General features: G+C 57.1%; 17 protein-coding genes. 5 read left to right on the top strand and 12 right to left on the bottom strand.

Annotated features, from left to right (window positions below):
* Nucleotides 1-61: 61 nt before the first annotated feature.
* Nucleotides 62-1,225, bottom strand: a complete 1,164-nt coding sequence (locus IF205_RS08260) for a GNAT family N-acetyltransferase (RefSeq protein ID WP_259782815.1) — start codon at nt 1,223-1,225, stop codon at nt 62-64.
* Nucleotides 1,226-1,354: 129 nt separating this feature from the next.
* Between IF205_RS08260 and IF205_RS08265 the strand changes: the two genes are divergently transcribed.
* On the top strand, nt 1,355-2,962 hold the full coding sequence (locus IF205_RS08265) for a phytoene desaturase family protein (protein WP_259782816.1): 1,608 nt from the start codon (nt 1,355-1,357) through the stop codon (nt 2,960-2,962).
* A gap of 137 nt (nt 2,963-3,099) precedes the next feature.
* Nucleotides 3,100-3,510, top strand: a complete 411-nt coding sequence (locus IF205_RS08270) for a GFA family protein (protein ID WP_259782817.1) — start codon at nt 3,100-3,102, stop codon at nt 3,508-3,510.
* An 18-nt stretch (nt 3,511-3,528) separates the two neighbouring features.
* On the opposite strand, the gene IF205_RS08275 is transcribed toward IF205_RS08270, so the two are convergent.
* Complete coding sequence (locus tag IF205_RS08275; RefSeq protein WP_259782818.1) at nt 3,529-4,125, bottom strand: hypothetical protein; 597 nt, start codon at nt 4,123-4,125, stop codon at nt 3,529-3,531.
* A gap of 32 nt (nt 4,126-4,157) precedes the next feature.
* Nucleotides 4,158-4,622, bottom strand: coding sequence for a RidA family protein (locus IF205_RS08280; protein ID WP_259782819.1), 465 nt, complete (start codon nt 4,620-4,622; stop codon nt 4,158-4,160).
* 177 nt (nt 4,623-4,799) lie between these two features.
* On the opposite strand from IF205_RS08280, the gene IF205_RS08285 reads away from it, so the two are divergent.
* A complete protein-coding gene (locus tag IF205_RS08285) occupies nt 4,800-5,684 on the top strand; it encodes an N-formylglutamate amidohydrolase (RefSeq protein ID WP_259782820.1) in 885 nt (294 codons plus the stop codon).
* Nucleotide 5,685: 1 nt separating this feature from the next.
* Here the strand turns inward: IF205_RS08285 and IF205_RS08290 are convergent, their stop codons facing one another.
* Entirely contained in the window at nt 5,686-6,120 is a 435-nt protein-coding gene (locus tag IF205_RS08290; RefSeq protein WP_259782821.1) for a CBS domain-containing protein, read from the bottom strand.
* Nucleotides 6,121-6,231: 111 nt separating this feature from the next.
* Between IF205_RS08290 and IF205_RS08295 the strand changes: the two genes are divergently transcribed.
* Nucleotides 6,232-6,732: a GNAT family N-acetyltransferase gene (locus tag IF205_RS08295; protein ID WP_259782822.1), complete on the top strand. Its 501-nt coding sequence runs from the start codon at nt 6,232-6,234 to the stop codon at nt 6,730-6,732.
* A 3-nt stretch (nt 6,733-6,735) separates the two neighbouring features.
* Here IF205_RS08295 and yaaA read toward each other — a convergent pair whose 3' ends face one another.
* Complete coding sequence (gene yaaA / locus IF205_RS08300; protein ID WP_259782823.1) at nt 6,736-7,509, bottom strand: peroxide stress protein YaaA; 774 nt, start codon at nt 7,507-7,509, stop codon at nt 6,736-6,738.
* 99 nt (nt 7,510-7,608) lie between these two features.
* Here yaaA and IF205_RS08305 point away from each other — a divergent pair, with 99 nt between their 5' ends.
* Nucleotides 7,609-7,962 carry an ArsC family reductase gene (locus IF205_RS08305; protein WP_259782824.1) on the top strand — a complete coding sequence of 118 codons (354 nt, stop codon included), beginning with the start codon at nt 7,609-7,611 and terminating at the stop codon, nt 7,960-7,962.
* A gap of 32 nt (nt 7,963-7,994) precedes the next feature.
* On the opposite strand, the gene IF205_RS08310 is transcribed toward IF205_RS08305, so the two are convergent.
* The 7 genes from IF205_RS08310 to IF205_RS08340 form a co-directional block, all read right to left on the bottom strand.
* On the bottom strand, nt 7,995-8,459 hold the full coding sequence (locus tag IF205_RS08310) for a DUF1203 domain-containing protein (protein ID WP_259782825.1): 465 nt from the start codon (nt 8,457-8,459) through the stop codon (nt 7,995-7,997).
* Nucleotides 8,460-8,551: 92 nt separating this feature from the next.
* Complete coding sequence (locus tag IF205_RS08315; RefSeq protein WP_259782826.1) at nt 8,552-9,190, bottom strand: DUF1062 domain-containing protein; 639 nt, start codon at nt 9,188-9,190, stop codon at nt 8,552-8,554.
* 327 nt (nt 9,191-9,517) lie between these two features.
* On the bottom strand, nt 9,518-9,850 hold the full coding sequence (locus IF205_RS08320; RefSeq protein ID WP_259782827.1) for an HNH endonuclease family protein: 333 nt from the start codon (nt 9,848-9,850) through the stop codon (nt 9,518-9,520).
* Nucleotides 9,825-10,478 (bottom strand): hypothetical protein, encoded by a 654-nt coding sequence (locus IF205_RS08325; RefSeq protein ID WP_259782828.1) that lies wholly within the window; start codon nt 10,476-10,478, stop codon nt 9,825-9,827. Before IF205_RS08325 ends, IF205_RS08320 begins: the two co-directional genes overlap by 26 nt.
* A gap of 90 nt (nt 10,479-10,568) precedes the next feature.
* Nucleotides 10,569-12,029 carry an NAD-dependent succinate-semialdehyde dehydrogenase gene (locus IF205_RS08330; protein WP_259782829.1) on the bottom strand — a complete coding sequence of 487 codons (1,461 nt, stop codon included), beginning with the start codon at nt 12,027-12,029 and terminating at the stop codon, nt 10,569-10,571.
* Between the two features lie 99 nt (nt 12,030-12,128).
* Nucleotides 12,129-13,151, bottom strand: coding sequence for an Ntn hydrolase family protein (locus tag IF205_RS08335; RefSeq protein WP_259782830.1), 1,023 nt, complete (start codon nt 13,149-13,151; stop codon nt 12,129-12,131).
* Nucleotides 13,148-13,921 carry a methyltransferase domain-containing protein gene (locus IF205_RS08340; RefSeq protein WP_259782831.1) on the bottom strand — a complete coding sequence of 258 codons (774 nt, stop codon included), beginning with the start codon at nt 13,919-13,921 and terminating at the stop codon, nt 13,148-13,150. Before IF205_RS08340 ends, IF205_RS08335 begins: the two co-directional genes overlap by 4 nt.
* Nucleotides 13,922-13,947 lie beyond the last annotated feature (26 nt).

The raw sequence follows: 13,947 nt of genomic DNA on the forward strand, positions 1-13,947 counted from the left end.
ACTCTCTTCGCAAGGATATGAAACGATAGGAAGATAGTGATGCGCCTGGCCGTATGGCTTGTCAATTCTCCACTTTGTAGGGAGACATTTCCATCAAATGGGCCATGAGGTGGCGCTCCTCGGCCTTTTCCTGATCGAAATAGCTGTCGACGGCGTCACTGAAACCGGCATCCGGGAACCAATGGGCGGAATAGGTGCGCACCGGCAGGTAACCGCGCTGGATTTTATGTTCGCCCTGGGTGCCCGCTTCGACCCAGTCGAGCCCCTGTTCGATTGCATAGTCGATGGCCTGATAATAGCAGGCCTCGAAATGCAGGAACTTATAATAGTCGCCGTCACAGCCCCAGTTCCGGCCATAGAGGCGGTGCTTGCCCTTCAGGTTGAGCGCACCCGCGATGGGCAGGTCGTCCAGATAGGCCATGACCAATACCACATTATCGGCGAGGCGCTCCTGAAGCAGGTCGAAGAAGGGGCGGCGCAGATAGGGGGCACCCCATTTCCTGTCATAGGTGTCGATGTAAAAGCGGTAGAAGTAGTCCCAGTCGTTGGGTGTAATGTCGTCGCCGGAAAGCGCGGTCAGCTCAATGCCGCTGTCCTGCAGTTTCGCGCGTTCCTTGCGGATCGACTTGCGCTTGCGGCTGCTCAGCGCCCCCAGAAAATCATCGAAACTTTGATAGTCGTGGTTTTCCCAGTGATACTGGTGTCCGTGGCGGATCAGGAAGCCCAGCTCTTGCAGAAACGGAACATCCTCGCCCGGCAGGAAGTTGATATGGACGCTGGAAATGCTGTAGCGGTCCGCGACCTGAACCAGTCCGCTGACCAGTCCCTTGACGATAAGGCGGCGGTCTTCATTCGGATGCACAAGGAAGCGTGGGCCGGGAACAGGCGTGAAGGGCACAGCGCTCAACAGTTTCGGATAATAGCGGCCTCCGGCGCGTTCATAGGCATCCGCGATGGCATAGTCGAAAACATACTCACCATGGGAATGCCCCTTCACATAAAGTGGCATTGCGCCAAGCAGCCGTCCAGCGGCGTCCCGCAGGGTGAGGTGTTGAGGCAGCCAGCCGCTTTCCGCGCTGACGGAACCACTATCCTCCAGGGCGCTTAGAAAGGCATAGGTGACAAAGGGGTTATCGTCGCCAGCACATCTATCCCATTCCATCGAATCGATAGCGGAAATCCGGTCGAACGTCTGTAATGTAAGTTCCTCGGAACCGTCTGGCATGGTTGGCTTTCCTGTGCTTGCCCTGCAAAGATGTGGCCCCTCCATTGACAGGGGTCAACCCTTCCCTTATTGTGATCACAAAATTATACATTTGTATAACAAGCCTGATCGGACAGGTGGGAGACTAACATGGCGGATAAGAGTTACGACGCAATTGTCATCGGCGCCGGGCATAACGGCCTGACCTGTGCGGGCTATCTGGCGCGTGCCGGATTGACGGTGAAAGTGGTTGAGGCACGCGACAAGGTCGGCGGTGCCGCGGTCACCGAAGAATTCCATCCGGGCTTTCGCAATTCTGTCTTTTCCTACGTTGTCAGCCTGCTGAACCCCAAGGTCATTCGTGATCTGGAACTGCATAAGCATGGCTTGCAGATAATTGACCGGACCGGCGGCAGTTTCAGTGCGTTGGATGTGGATAACTATCTGTGGATGTGCCGCGACCAGGAACGCGCCAAGAAGGAACTGGCCAAATATTCCAAGGAAGATGCGGCGGTCTGGGATGAGTTTGACGCCCGTCTGGTGGAAATCGCCGAATTGCTGCGCGATGTGGCGCTGGAAACGCCGCCCAATATCGGTGGTGGCTGGGGTGATTTGTGGACGTTGCTGGGTGTTGCCAACAAGTCCCGTAAATTGTCGCCGCAGCAACAGGCAACGCTGATTGAACTGATGACCATGTCCATTGGTGACTATCTGGACAAATGGTTCGAAGGCACGGCGATCAAGGGCGAGTTGGGTTTTGAAGGTGTGATCGGAAACTTTGTCAGCCCATATCAGGCAGGGTCAGCCTATGTATTGCTGCATCATGTATTTGGTGAGGTGAATGGCAAGACCGGTGCCTGGGGCCATGCCAAGGGCGGTATGGGGGCAATTACCCAGGCCATGGCGAAATCCGCCGAGTCCGTCGGCGTCGATATCGAGGTGAACGCGCCGGTCAAGCAGGTTCTGACGGAAAAGGGCAAGGCGGTCGGTGTGGAACTGGCGGATGGCCGCGTGATCCGGGCGAAACTGGTTTCCTCCAACCTGAACCCGAAACTGCTCTTCACGCAGTTGGTCGACGACGGCCTGTTGCCGCGCGAATTCAACCGGCGTATGCGTAGCTGGCGCAGCCAGTCCGGCACCTTCCGCATGAATGTGGCGTTGAGTGAGTTGCCGAAATTCCCGACCTTGGCAGGGGAGGAAAACCCTGCACAGTTCCTGAACGGGACGGTCAATGTCTGCCCGTCGCTGGACTATATCCAGAATGCCTATGATGATGCGCGCAAGGTCGGCTGGGCGCAAAAGCCGGTGATCTCAATGTGCATTCCGTCGACCATCGACGATACGCTGGCGCCTGAAGGTTGCCATGTGGCCAGCATGTTCTGCCAGCATTTCAACCCGGACCTGCCGGATGGCAAGAGCTGGGACGATGTGAAGGAGGATGTGGCCGATCTGATCATCGATACGATGAATGAGCGCGCGCCGAACTTTAAGGCCTCCGTGGTTGGCCGCCAGATCAATTCGCCGCTGGATATCGAGCGCAAGCTCGGCATGCTGGGCGGCGATATCTTCCACGGGGCGCTGCATCTGGATCAGCTTTATTCCATGCGCCCCGCACCGGGCTATGCCGATTACCGCAGCCCGATCCCGGGCCTCTACATGTGCGGGTCCGGCACTCATCCGGGTGGCGGGGTATCGGGGTTGCCGGGCCATAATGCTGCCCGCGAAATCCTCAAGGATGTTAAACGTCGGCGTGTTTGACGTCCTTATTTTGGGGGAGGAGAAACGGCACTGTACCCTGACGCAGTGCCGTTTTCTTTTGGGGTATTTATTTACCTTGATCCGAATGTATGTTCACTATATGTTCCTCTGCGAAAGTCAAAGGAAGGGGAAAGTGGATGATCAAGGGAAGTTGCCTCTGCGGCAAAGTGGCGTTCGAGATTTCGGGCAAACCCTATTCGTTGAGTTATTGCCATTGTTCCAGGTGCCGAAAAGCGGCGGGTGTCTTCTCGGCGGTTCTGGTTGGTAAGGGAAGTGATCTTCGAATCACGCAGGGCGAGGACGCAATCGCCAGGCTAACACCCGGGCCCGACTGGAAATTCGAACGCTGTTTCTGCAAGGACTGCGGCACGTCGCTGGGCGATTTGGAGACCGGTGACATCTATGTGGTGGCGGCCTCTGCCTTGGATGACGACCCGGGCATCCGCCCCTCGGCCCATATCCACACGGCCTCGAAACCGGCCTGGTATGAGATCGACGACGACCTGAAGAAATTCGAGGGGGATTATATCCCCGACCCGCAAGACTAGTGGGCGCGAGTGCCAATATTATTGGTTTTGGGTGATTGCTGCGGTTTCGAAGTCGTTGATCATCTGTCCGATGCGAATGATTTCGTCCTCATTGAATATGGTCTGACTCGTATCATTCAGATATTCGATCAGCAGATAATATTCGGTTTCATCGGTAATCACCCCTCGGGCCAGAATGGCACGCGCGGCTGCTCCTGGATGTTGGATATCCTCGAAATAGTTCCGACCGGTTCTGTTCTTGTAGAAGGCCGGGAAGTCTATGAGAGTGGACAGCCCGTTTTGTTGCGCCTGTTCCAAGGCAATGGAATGGTTGTTAATGGCCTGTTGAAGACTTGCGATTGTATCGCTTGCCGTCATTTTACGATCTTGAATGGCTGCTTGAATTTCCGCTCCTGTAGGGATGAGGGCCCTGCGGTCGGCGGATTGCTCCTCTCGCAACATATATTCTCTGATCACGTCAAAGATTTCCGAGAGACGGGCCAGTTCAGCTTGCATCTGTTCTTTTGTTCTTCTTACAACCATGTCTTGCTTCTCTTGTTGCGGGGGTGTGCTGTCTTGCGAGTAACCAAGAGGTGAAAATGGCAAAGGCGCCAGGAGACATACTCCCAGCGCCAAGAAAAGGTTACCCCAATATTTGGGCAACGGTCTTACTCGACCTCGATGATCGCGTCGATTTCGACCGCCACATTCAGCGGCAGGGAGCCTGCGCCCATGGCGATACGGGTGTGTTTGCCTTTTTCAGCGAAGATTTCGCCCATCAGGTCGGACGCGCCGTTGATCACTTTCGGATGCGCGTCGAAATCGGTCGGGCAATTGACGAAACCGCTCAATTTTACAATGCGCTTGATTTTGTCCAGATCACCCAGGGCGTCTTTCGCCTGCGCCAGGATGTTCAGCGCACAGACGCGGGCTGCTTCCTGACCTTCCTCGATCGAATAGTCCTGGCCGACCTTACCCTGGAATTTCACTTCGCCGTTCCAGAAGGTGATCTGACCCGCGACAAACAGCAGGTTACCGGCCTGGTAATGCTGAACATAGGAACCCGCAGGTGCAGGTGCGTCCGGCAGTTCCAGTCCCAGTTCCTTGATGCGCGCTTCGATTTGACCGGCCATGATCTGGCTCTCCCTAAATATTTGATTGAATTGCCCGGCGACTATACCCATCCGGTCTGTGCACGTCCATTTGTGATGGCGACGAAAACGCAACTTTATGCGCTGCTCTTTTCAATTGCGCAAAGCCCTGCTATGCCTGAGTTATACGAAGGGGGAAGAGCGATAAGGAGACGCTACGTGGAGCGTATTGAAGGTGTTCTGAATCTCACCCGTGCAGATGATGCCGGCCTGCTGCCGCAGACCCCGGTCCTTCTCGATTCCCCTCATAGCGGTACGGCCTATCCTGAGGATTTCGGTACTGCTGTTGATCTTGATCTGCTGCAGTGCATGGAAGACGCCTTTGTCGATCGCCTGTTCGGGGCGGGGCCGGAAAAAGGGGCCTCTCTTCTGGCGGCTGAATTTCCACGCAGTTATATCGACCCCAACCGCGCGTCGGACGATCTGGACTGGCGTCTGATGAACAGCGCCTGGCCGGGTAATCTGAAGCCGACGGAAAAGACCCGTCTGGGGCATGGGCTGATCTGGCGAACATGCCCCGGTGAGAAGCCGATGTATGAACGCCTGTTGACCGTGAGCGAAGTCCAGGCGCGGATCGAAAACTACTGGAAACCCTATCATGAGGCCCTGGAAGGGGAGCTGGCGCGGCTATTCAGCCTGTTCGGCGGGGTCTGGCATGTGAACTGCCATTCCATGCCTGCCGCCAGCAGTCCCTTTGTTGCCGGGGCCGTCGGTGGGCGGCGGGCGGATATCGTTCTGGGAGACCGGGACGGACGAAGCTGCCATCCTGCCTTTACGGCCTTTGTCCGGGAATGGTTCGAGGCACGCGGATATAAGGTGCGGGTGAATAATCCCTATAAGGGGGCGGAACTGGTGCGCGTCTGCGGGCAGCCGGAATTCAATCGTCACAGCCTTCAGGTGGAGATCAACCGGGCAATCTACATGGACGAGCAGAAACTTGTCCCCACCCGTAATTTCGGTGCCCTGCAGCGGGACCTGACGCAGTTAATCTCCGATATCTGCGGCTTTGCGCTGTCCGAATGCCATCAGGCGGCTGCGGAATAGATCAGCCGCTGCCTGCGATATACTCGCGCATGGCGCTTGCCTCGTTTTCCAGATCATCGATGCGGCCCTTGACTACGTCGCCGATGGAGATGATGCCGCAAAGCGCCCCGTCCTTCATGACCGGCATATGACGGAAGCGGCCATCAGTCATGGTGCGCATGATGGCATCCGTGCTGTCTTCCGGTTTGCAGGTCATAACATCCGATGTCATCAATTTGGTGGCCGGTTGATCCAGCAATGCAGCTCCTTCCAGGCCCAGGCCGCGCGTAACGTCGCGTTCGGACAGGATGCCCACCAGACTGCCGTTTTCGTCCAGAACAACCGCAGCGCCGATTTTATGGTCGCACAAAACCTTCACGGCATCCGCGACAGTACAGCCAGCGGGGATTGAGATGATTTTGTCTCCCTTGTTCTTCAACAGGTCGGCAACTCTCATGGACATCTCCCTAATCTGAATTGCAATCTATCTAAGCATGACAACTTGCATTGACTTTGTCTATTGAAGAAGGAAGATCAGCCAATGAAATCAGACGGGAAGGGAAAGTGAATGTCTCTAATTGAGACCGAAAGGCTGACGATGCGCGAGATATCGCCGTCGGACGCACCCTTTGTCCTCGCCCTTTTGAACGAGCCGTCTTTTATCAAAAATATCGGTGACCGTAATGTAGGTGACCTGAAATCTGCGGAGTTTTATATCCGCGACCGGGTGCTGGCCAGCTACAAGGAGCATGGATTTGGCATGTATCTGCTGGCGCTAAAAGGCGACCCGAAGACAGCCATCGGTCTTTGCGGTCTGGTCAAACGCCCCAGTCTGGATTACCCGGATATCGGCTATGCCCTGTTCCCGGACTACTGGGGGCAAGGCTATGCCCGCGAGGCTGCCTCGGCGGTGCTGAACTACGGCCGGAAACAGCTTAAACTGCGGGTTATTGTTGGTATTACCAATCCGGACAACCAGGCGTCCGGCCGGGTGCTGGAAGCAATCGGCCTTACCTTTCAAAAAATGGTGACGTTGGACGGCGGGATAATTAACCGTCTCTACATGTGACAATCAGGGCTGCTCGCGGGTGAAAACCCAATCGCTGTCATTGGACAGGTCCGGGCGGTACTGGTAGCCACCTGTGGTGAAATCCTTTATGCCTTCCGGCGTTTCCAGGCGGTTTTCGATCACATAGCGGGCCATCATGCCCCGCGCACGCTTGGCAAACATGCCCAGTACCTTGGCCTGGCCTGCCTTGATTTCCTTGAAAACGGGCGTGATCACCCGGCCCACCAGCTTTTTCGGGCGGACCGCCTTGAAATATTCGTTGGACGCGCAGTTGATCAGGGTTTTGTCCTGCTGGCTCTCCAGTGCCTCGTTGATTGCATTGGTGATGATGTCGCCCCAGAAGCTGTAAAGATCGCTGCCCCGGTCATTTTGCAGACGCGTGCCCATTTCCAGGCGATAGGGCTGCATCAGGTCGAGCGGACGCAAAAGCCCGTAAAGGCCGGACAGGATACGGAAATGATTCTGCGCGAAGGCAAAGTCCTCTTCACTCAGACTGGAGGCGTCCAGACCGACATAGGTATCCCCGCTAAAGGCAAGGGCGGCCTGTTTGGCATTGCCCAGATCAAAGGGTTGGGAGAAGGCCTGATAACGCTGATAGTTCAGGTCGGCCAGCGTATCACTGATTTTCATCAGGCGACCGAGGTCTGCGCGGGTCAGCTTGCGCGCCACGTCGATCAGTTCTTCGGAATGATCCAGGAAATCCGGTTGGCTGTGCGTCTCGAACGGGGCCAGGTCTTCGAAATTCAGTTTCTTGGCCGGGGAGACAACTACCAGCATGGGGCTTTCCTTCTCTTTGCGAATCCTGTCTATCTTGGAACAGATGGAAATAGTCGATTCGGACCGAATGGTCCAAGGGAAATACCTAGGGAGTAAATCATGGCTGTAAAGGTTTATGGGTTGAAAAACTGCGATACCTGTCGCAAGGCGCGCAAATGGCTGGACGCGGATGGGGTGGAACACAGCTTTCATGATGTCCGCGCCGATGGCCTGGCTGCGGACGAGCTGGACGCCTGGGTGAATGCACTTGGCTGGGAGGCATTATTGAACCGGCGCGGCACCACCTGGCGTGGCCTGCCTGAGGAAGTGAAGGAAGGCGTGAATGAAGCCAAAGCGACGGCGTTGATGCTGGAGCATCCGGCACTCATCAAACGTCCGGTCTTTGACCTTGGGGGCGATTATGTCCTGGGCTTTACCGCCAAGCAGCAGGATGAGCTGAAGTCGAAACTCTAGGGAAAAGCCGGGCGAATGCCCGGCTTTCTCCGTCAGGCCCGGTCGACCCGGAAGGCATAGCAGCCGCGTTTGGCGTTATGCACATGTAGATAGGAAACCTGTTCGTCTCCAAAGAAACGTTCAATCAATCCCTCCAGCTCATCGCCAATCACGATATCCGCATCACAAATCAGGTCTTCATCGTCATAGGCGCGTACGGACAGCATCCGCCCCTTGGCGACTTCCGGCAGTTCATTGATGAATTCAGCGGGTTCCATATCAGTTTCCCGGACAAAGATCGGGCCGCCCGATTTATACGGGGAGTGGGCGGGCTGATGGTCGAAATTCACGAGCAGGATATTCTCGCCAAGGGGGGCGTTGACGAGGCTGACCCGGCAAGGGTAGCCGTCATCATCGACCACATAACGGCGCATGCCGCGTTTTTTCAGTTCTTCATTGCTCAGATTGAAATAGGGCTTGAATGGATTGAGGGTGATGCCGGTGGCGCGGTAATTCATGGAAAATACTCCTGAAGGCAGTGTTCGCTATGCCGTCAATCTGGGGCAGATCGGGTGGGTAACCCACCCGATCCTTGTGATAGTCGCAGATTTTAGAGTTGGTTGTGGTTTCCTCCTGTTGCTGCCGTGATGAGCGCGTCGGCATCATCGACCTCCGGCAGGGCAACCCTGATCCGCATGCCGTTGTGAACAGGCCGCCTCAAGGGGCGTTTCCCGTCGGCCTGAATGACTATATGTCCCGCTTTAGTCATGGCCTGAACCTGATTGCGCGGCAGGTTTAGTTCCGTTGCAAGAAGCCGGTCCAGACGGATGGACGCCTTTTGCAGGGCACAGGTTATCTCCAGCACGGCGGCATTGGCTGAGGCATTCAGGACCGTTTTGTTTATGGCCATATCGCTGAATTCCTCGATTTTCTTCACCTGCCGTTGCAGGCTTGCGAGGTCAAAGGCGAGGTGGCGTGCCGTTTCCCGGTTATTGCTCATCAGGCGCTGCAACTGTGCGGGATCAATGGCGTGGATGGGTGTCCGCTCCATGATGGGGCGGTTCCAGCTATTGCCGCATATGACACAACGATAGATCAGCCATATATCGAGGCGTTTGCCATTGGCATTGACGCGGATCTTGTCACTGCTTTGAAAGGGGCTTTGAGTGCCGCAGTGGCTGCAATGCAGCCAGGGACGCGGTGCATGAAGGGCGGAAATCGTCCAGCAGACGGACAGAATAGAGGACATGTCTTGGCCTTCCCTTGGGGAAGCTCATCAAGACGGCGGTCAGGGCATAAAGCCCCCATGCAGACGCAGTGTGGCAATAGGAGTGTGATTGTGAAATGGAAGCGGCCCGCCATGAGGCGGACAGAGACAGCCATGCCATACCGGTCTCGAATCGCCACCATGAAGAGCGTACACACGATCATTCACGGACCCTGCCGTTGGCAGGCCGTGTTCATTTGGTGAAACTGGTGAGACCGGTGATTACGTTGGCAAAGCTTTTAAGCCTGGAAAGTTGAAGACAGCCTTTTATAGCGAGTACAACTTTAAATAGCAATGGCCGGGGTGCCGCTACAGTTTTGCCCGGCGCGGCTTGTCATGACGGCCCATATATTCAGGCGGCTGTTTGCGCACCCATTTGACGAATTTGACGATTTCCGGATGCTCCCGGCAGGCCTCTGCCGTGTTGTAAAGGGTGGCCAGCGTCCGCTCGTCAAAGAGATTGTGCAGCTTTTTATGGCAGATGCGATGCAGATAGGACCAATCCGCACCGCCTTCGCGCCTGGGAATCCAGTGATGCCGATCAACCGACGGACCGGCGATCATGTCACGGCCGCAGATCGGGCAGGGCCCGAGGTTGCCCCCGGCGGCGCTGTTGTCAGATTGCGATGACGCCTTCGGCATGGATTTTCTCAAACCGGCTTTTGCCGTCATCGGGACCGTTGTCCGCTAGCCCTACGGACGACCGCTCACCGGCCTGAACCGGCGACAACAGCATCCCGCGCAGCATCAGGCTGGGCTGTTCGTCATGGGCCTCGATACTGATCAGATCCCTGCCAGCGTCGTACCAGGCATCGAACTGGCTGTATTGGCGGGAGACGTCGCCGGATTTGGTTTCGATTTCACCCTGCATGCAAAGGGTCAGCGACGGCCCCATCAGGCGGTGCGGCGGCAGGCTGTCTCCCGGCGGCAGACCAAGGCTTTCACAGCGGAACAGATAGTCCCGATCTTCATCCAGGTTGAGATGCCCGCTCCCCAGAAGGCGGGAGGTGACGCCCGCGCCTTCGATCTCATCTTCGTCGTCGGCGCGACACAATTCCCAACGCCACACGACTGCGCCGTCATGACCGGTGGTCACATAGGTCAGACCGGGACAGACAGCGGCCTCCTGGCGAAGAACCGACCCGATTTCGCCCAGACCGGCAGACCCCTGGATGCAGAACAGCAGGCGGTTGGAACCGCCCGTCATATATTCAGCCCAGGCGCCGGGGCTGTAACTGTCTTCATACAGGCTTAGTCGAAATGCGGTCATTGTCCGTCACTGTCCGTTTCATCTACGTGCAAAAGAAAAACCCTCACCCGGCCAAAGCACGGGTGAGGGCGCGTTTTAACCGCTTATGGCTTAGATGTCACCCATGCAGAGGTATTTGACCTCGACCCATTCATCCAGGCCGTAATGGGAACCTTCGCGGCCGATGCCGGATTCCTTCACACCGCCAAAGGGCGCGACTTCGGTCGACAGGATGCCACTGTTGACGCCGACCATACCATATTCCAGGCCCTCGGACACGCGCCAGCAGCGCCCGATGTCCCGGCTGTAGAAATAGGCGGCCAGACCAAAGGGTGTGTCGTTGGCCATCTTGATGGCTTCCTCGTCGGTCTCGAAGCGATAGATCGCGGCGACCGGGCCGAAGATTTCCTCGTTTGCGATATCCATCTTGGTGCTGACTTCCGTTAGGATGGTCGGTTCATAGAAATTGCCGCCCAGGTCATGGGCCTTGCCGCCGACAACCGTTTTGGCACCGCAGGATTGTGCGCTTTGCACCAGACGGTCAACCTTGTCGACAGCCGCATCATTGATCAGCGGGCCGACGAAAACGCCGTCTTCCACACCATTGCCAACCTTGAAGGCCGCGACCTTTTCAGTGAGGCGTTTGACGAATTCATCGTAGACACCGTCCTGAACCAGGATGCGGTTGGCACAGACACAGGTCTGACCCGCATTGCGGAATTTGCAGGCAATCGCCCCTTCGACCGCCTTGTCCAGGTCGGCGTCGTCAAAAACGATGAAAGGTGCGTTGCCACCCAGTTCCAGGCTGACCTTCTTCACCGTGCCGGAGGCCTGTTGCATCAACAGCTTGCCGACGGCGGTGGAGCCGGTGAAGCCGATCTTGCGGACTTTCGGGTTGGTGGTCATCTCATGGCCGATTTCCTGGCTCATGTCGCGGTCGCCGGTGACGACGGACAATACACCGGCGGGCATGCCGGCCCGTTCGGCGAGTTCCGCCAGTGCCAGCGCGGAAAGCGGGGTCGCCTCCGCCGGTTTCACCACCTGGGTACAACCCGCGGCCAGCGCCGGGGCGGCCTTGCGGGTGATCATTGCTGCGGGGAAGTTCCACGGCGTGATGCCTGCGGTGACGCCGATGGGTTCCTTGACGACGACCAGACGGGTGTCGGCCCTATGGGTCGGGATGGTTTCGCCATACATGCGCTTGGCCTCTTCGGCGAACCATTCGGCAAAGGAGGCGGCATAGGCAATTTCACCGGCGGCTTCGGCCAGCGGCTTGCCCTGTTCCGCCGTCATGATGGCCGCCAGGTCATCCTGGTTTTCCATCATCAGGTCGTACCATTTACGCAGGACTTTTGCGCGTTCCTTGGCGGTCTTCTTGCGCCAGGCGGTCAGGGCCTCTTCGGCGGCATCGATGGCGCGGCGGGTTTCCACCTGGCCGCATTTTGCTACTTCGGCAATGGTTTCACCGGTCGCCGGATTGACGACGGGGAAGGTCTCGCCGCTATCGGAATCAACCCAGGTTCCGTTGATGTATGCCTGGGTTTTGAAAAGGCTCTGGTCATTCAGTTTCATATACTTGCTCCCTTGGTCCGTCGATACCGGCAGAGGCTGAGAAATTCGTTCCTTTATCTGAGGTACGACGAAGTTTGGTGCCGGGCAACCAAAATGTGATCAAATTTTTTGTGCCGCCCTGGACCTAGTGTCGGACATATGTTCGGCGAGGTCAAAGTCCTTGGTTGCCGGACCGTCTTTTTCAAAGCCGCGCAGATGGAAAGTGCTTTCGGCGGGGCTGATTTCCGCGGCAAGCCGGGTGTCGCCGTTCAACACGGGCGGAATGGCCCAGGAAAAGGTTTTTTCAGGGGGGAGGGGTGTTGATGCAAGGCAGGTGGCGCGCCCGGGGCTGTCTGCGCCACGGGCGGTTGCACGCTGGCTGTATGCCTCCCAATGGTTGGCGGCAACCGCATCGCCATTGCGCAGGCGGAAGCTATGTTCCATGCGTTCAATGACACAGCATTCGCCGGGTTTCACACCCACCAGGGAAAATATTACGGGCAGGGCAATGGGGGTTTCGCAGAGTCGACGTTTGGCCTCGTCGAAATCCTCTGTTTCCTCGAAGATATTTTCCACCAGATGCCCGGGTGTAATCGACCGGCTGCGCCAGACACGGCCGCGGGCAATCGACCAGTTGGCGACGAGGAACTGGATCGGGGCCGAGAGGGGGGCCTGGTTGATGGCAATGGCAAAACGTTTTGGCTTCATGCCGGTTATGACGCCGGTGTAGCCGGGCCAGGTCGCCGCGAAGTAGGGTGTGGCTGTCTGCCCGTTCTTTTTGGCCATCACGACCGTGCGGCCGATCCCGTCGAAGGGCCAGTCCAGGCTGCGCAGCATGATCGGCTTTCCGCTGTTGGCATCCAGGCCAACCCGCGTTGTGCATCCCCATTCGTAGCAGAAATTCATAAACCATAGGCCGCTGGGCATGTTTTTCGCCATGCGGGTGATCGTGGCGTAATGATGATGATCGCACTTCTGGGCCCAGCGGCGGGACAATCCGTCCAGCGCCTGCAAGGGCATGGGATGCACCAGTTTCCGGCCCTGACGGATCAGTTCCTGCGCCCGGTCCCGGTGGCGGTGCAATAACTCCTCCCAGCCACTGTTGCCGAGGTCTTCAAACGGGATATCGGGAAGTGCGGTCATTTCCGCCTGACCAGGATGAACAGGCGGAGGAAGGGCAGCAATGTCTTGCCGTTTTGTTGCTTGGGATAGGCCTGTGCTGTCAGGTCGCGATAGCAGTCCAGGAAGCGCTGTTGGGCGGTAGGGTCATCTTCCAGGACTTCCAGAAACTGCCGCAACCAGGTGCCTCTGGTCCATTCCATCACCGGGTTGTTCCCTTCCAGAACCTGCAGATAATCGGTTTCCCAGATATCGAGACCGGCTGCATAGGGTGACAACAGGTCGTAATAGAAATCGGGCGGATGCGTGGGGGCAGGCCTGAACAGGGAGGCAAGCCGGTCGAACACGCCTGTTTCACGGGCAGCATCTTCCACCAGCCGGTGGGTCGGGCGATCAAAATTGCGGGGCATCTGGATCGCCATTATTCCGCCGGGACTTACCTGTTCGATCAGCCTGGGGAAGAGGGTCTCGTGATCCGGCAGCCAGTGCAGCGCCGCATTTGAAAAGAGCAGCCCCACCGGCTTCTGGGCTGTCCAGTCACCGATATCGGCCACCTGCCAGCCAAAACCGGGATGTTCCGTGCAGGCATGCTGTAGCATTTTTCGGGAGGAATCGACGCCGGTTATCGTCGCCTCAGGCCATCTGTTGGCAAGGAGCTGTGTGACATTGCCGGGGCCGCAGCCGAGATCGACGATTTCGGTCGGTTCTGACACGGGAATGCGGGTGATAAGGTCCACGGCGGGGCGAAGTCGGTGATCGGCAAAATTCAGATATTGGCGCGGGTCCCAAGCCATGCTTTAAACACTTCCAAACAAATAAA

The organism is Aestuariispira ectoiniformans, from assembly GCF_025136295.1.
In the GTDB taxonomy this organism is placed as follows: Bacteria; Pseudomonadota; Alphaproteobacteria; order UBA8366; family Aestuariispiraceae; genus Aestuariispira_A; species Aestuariispira_A ectoiniformans.

Coding starts and splice junctions, on each gene's coding strand:
- yaaA (WP_259782823.1), bottom strand. CDS start 7,509: ATGCTGGTAGTTGTCTCCCCGGCCAAGAAACTGAATTTCGAAGACCTG.
- IF205_RS08330 (WP_259782829.1), bottom strand. CDS start 12,029: ATGAAACTGAATGACCAGAGCCTTTTCAAAACCCAGGCATACATCAAC.
- IF205_RS08310 (WP_259782825.1), bottom strand. CDS start 8,459: ATGAATTACCGCGCCACCGGCATCACCCTCAATCCATTCAAGCCCTAT.
- IF205_RS08320 (WP_259782827.1), bottom strand. CDS start 9,850: ATGCCGAAGGCGTCATCGCAATCTGACAACAGCGCCGCCGGGGGCAAC.
- IF205_RS08315 (WP_259782826.1), bottom strand. CDS start 9,190: ATGTCCTCTATTCTGTCCGTCTGCTGGACGATTTCCGCCCTTCATGCA.
- IF205_RS08260 (WP_259782815.1), bottom strand. CDS start 1,225: ATGCCAGACGGTTCCGAGGAACTTACATTACAGACGTTCGACCGGATT.
- IF205_RS08335 (WP_259782830.1), bottom strand. CDS start 13,151: ATGACCGCACTTCCCGATATCCCGTTTGAAGACCTCGGCAACAGTGGC.
- IF205_RS08290 (WP_259782821.1), bottom strand. CDS start 6,120: ATGAGAGTTGCCGACCTGTTGAAGAACAAGGGAGACAAAATCATCTCA.
- IF205_RS08340 (WP_259782831.1), bottom strand. CDS start 13,921: ATGGCTTGGGACCCGCGCCAATATCTGAATTTTGCCGATCACCGACTT.
- IF205_RS08270 (WP_259782817.1), top strand. CDS start 3,100: ATGATCAAGGGAAGTTGCCTCTGCGGCAAAGTGGCGTTCGAGATTTCG.
- IF205_RS08325 (WP_259782828.1), bottom strand. CDS start 10,478: ATGACCGCATTTCGACTAAGCCTGTATGAAGACAGTTACAGCCCCGGC.
- IF205_RS08305 (WP_259782824.1), top strand. CDS start 7,609: ATGGCTGTAAAGGTTTATGGGTTGAAAAACTGCGATACCTGTCGCAAG.
- IF205_RS08295 (WP_259782822.1), top strand. CDS start 6,232: ATGTCTCTAATTGAGACCGAAAGGCTGACGATGCGCGAGATATCGCCG.
- IF205_RS08280 (WP_259782819.1), bottom strand. CDS start 4,622: ATGGCCGGTCAAATCGAAGCGCGCATCAAGGAACTGGGACTGGAACTG.
- IF205_RS08265 (WP_259782816.1), top strand. CDS start 1,355: ATGGCGGATAAGAGTTACGACGCAATTGTCATCGGCGCCGGGCATAAC.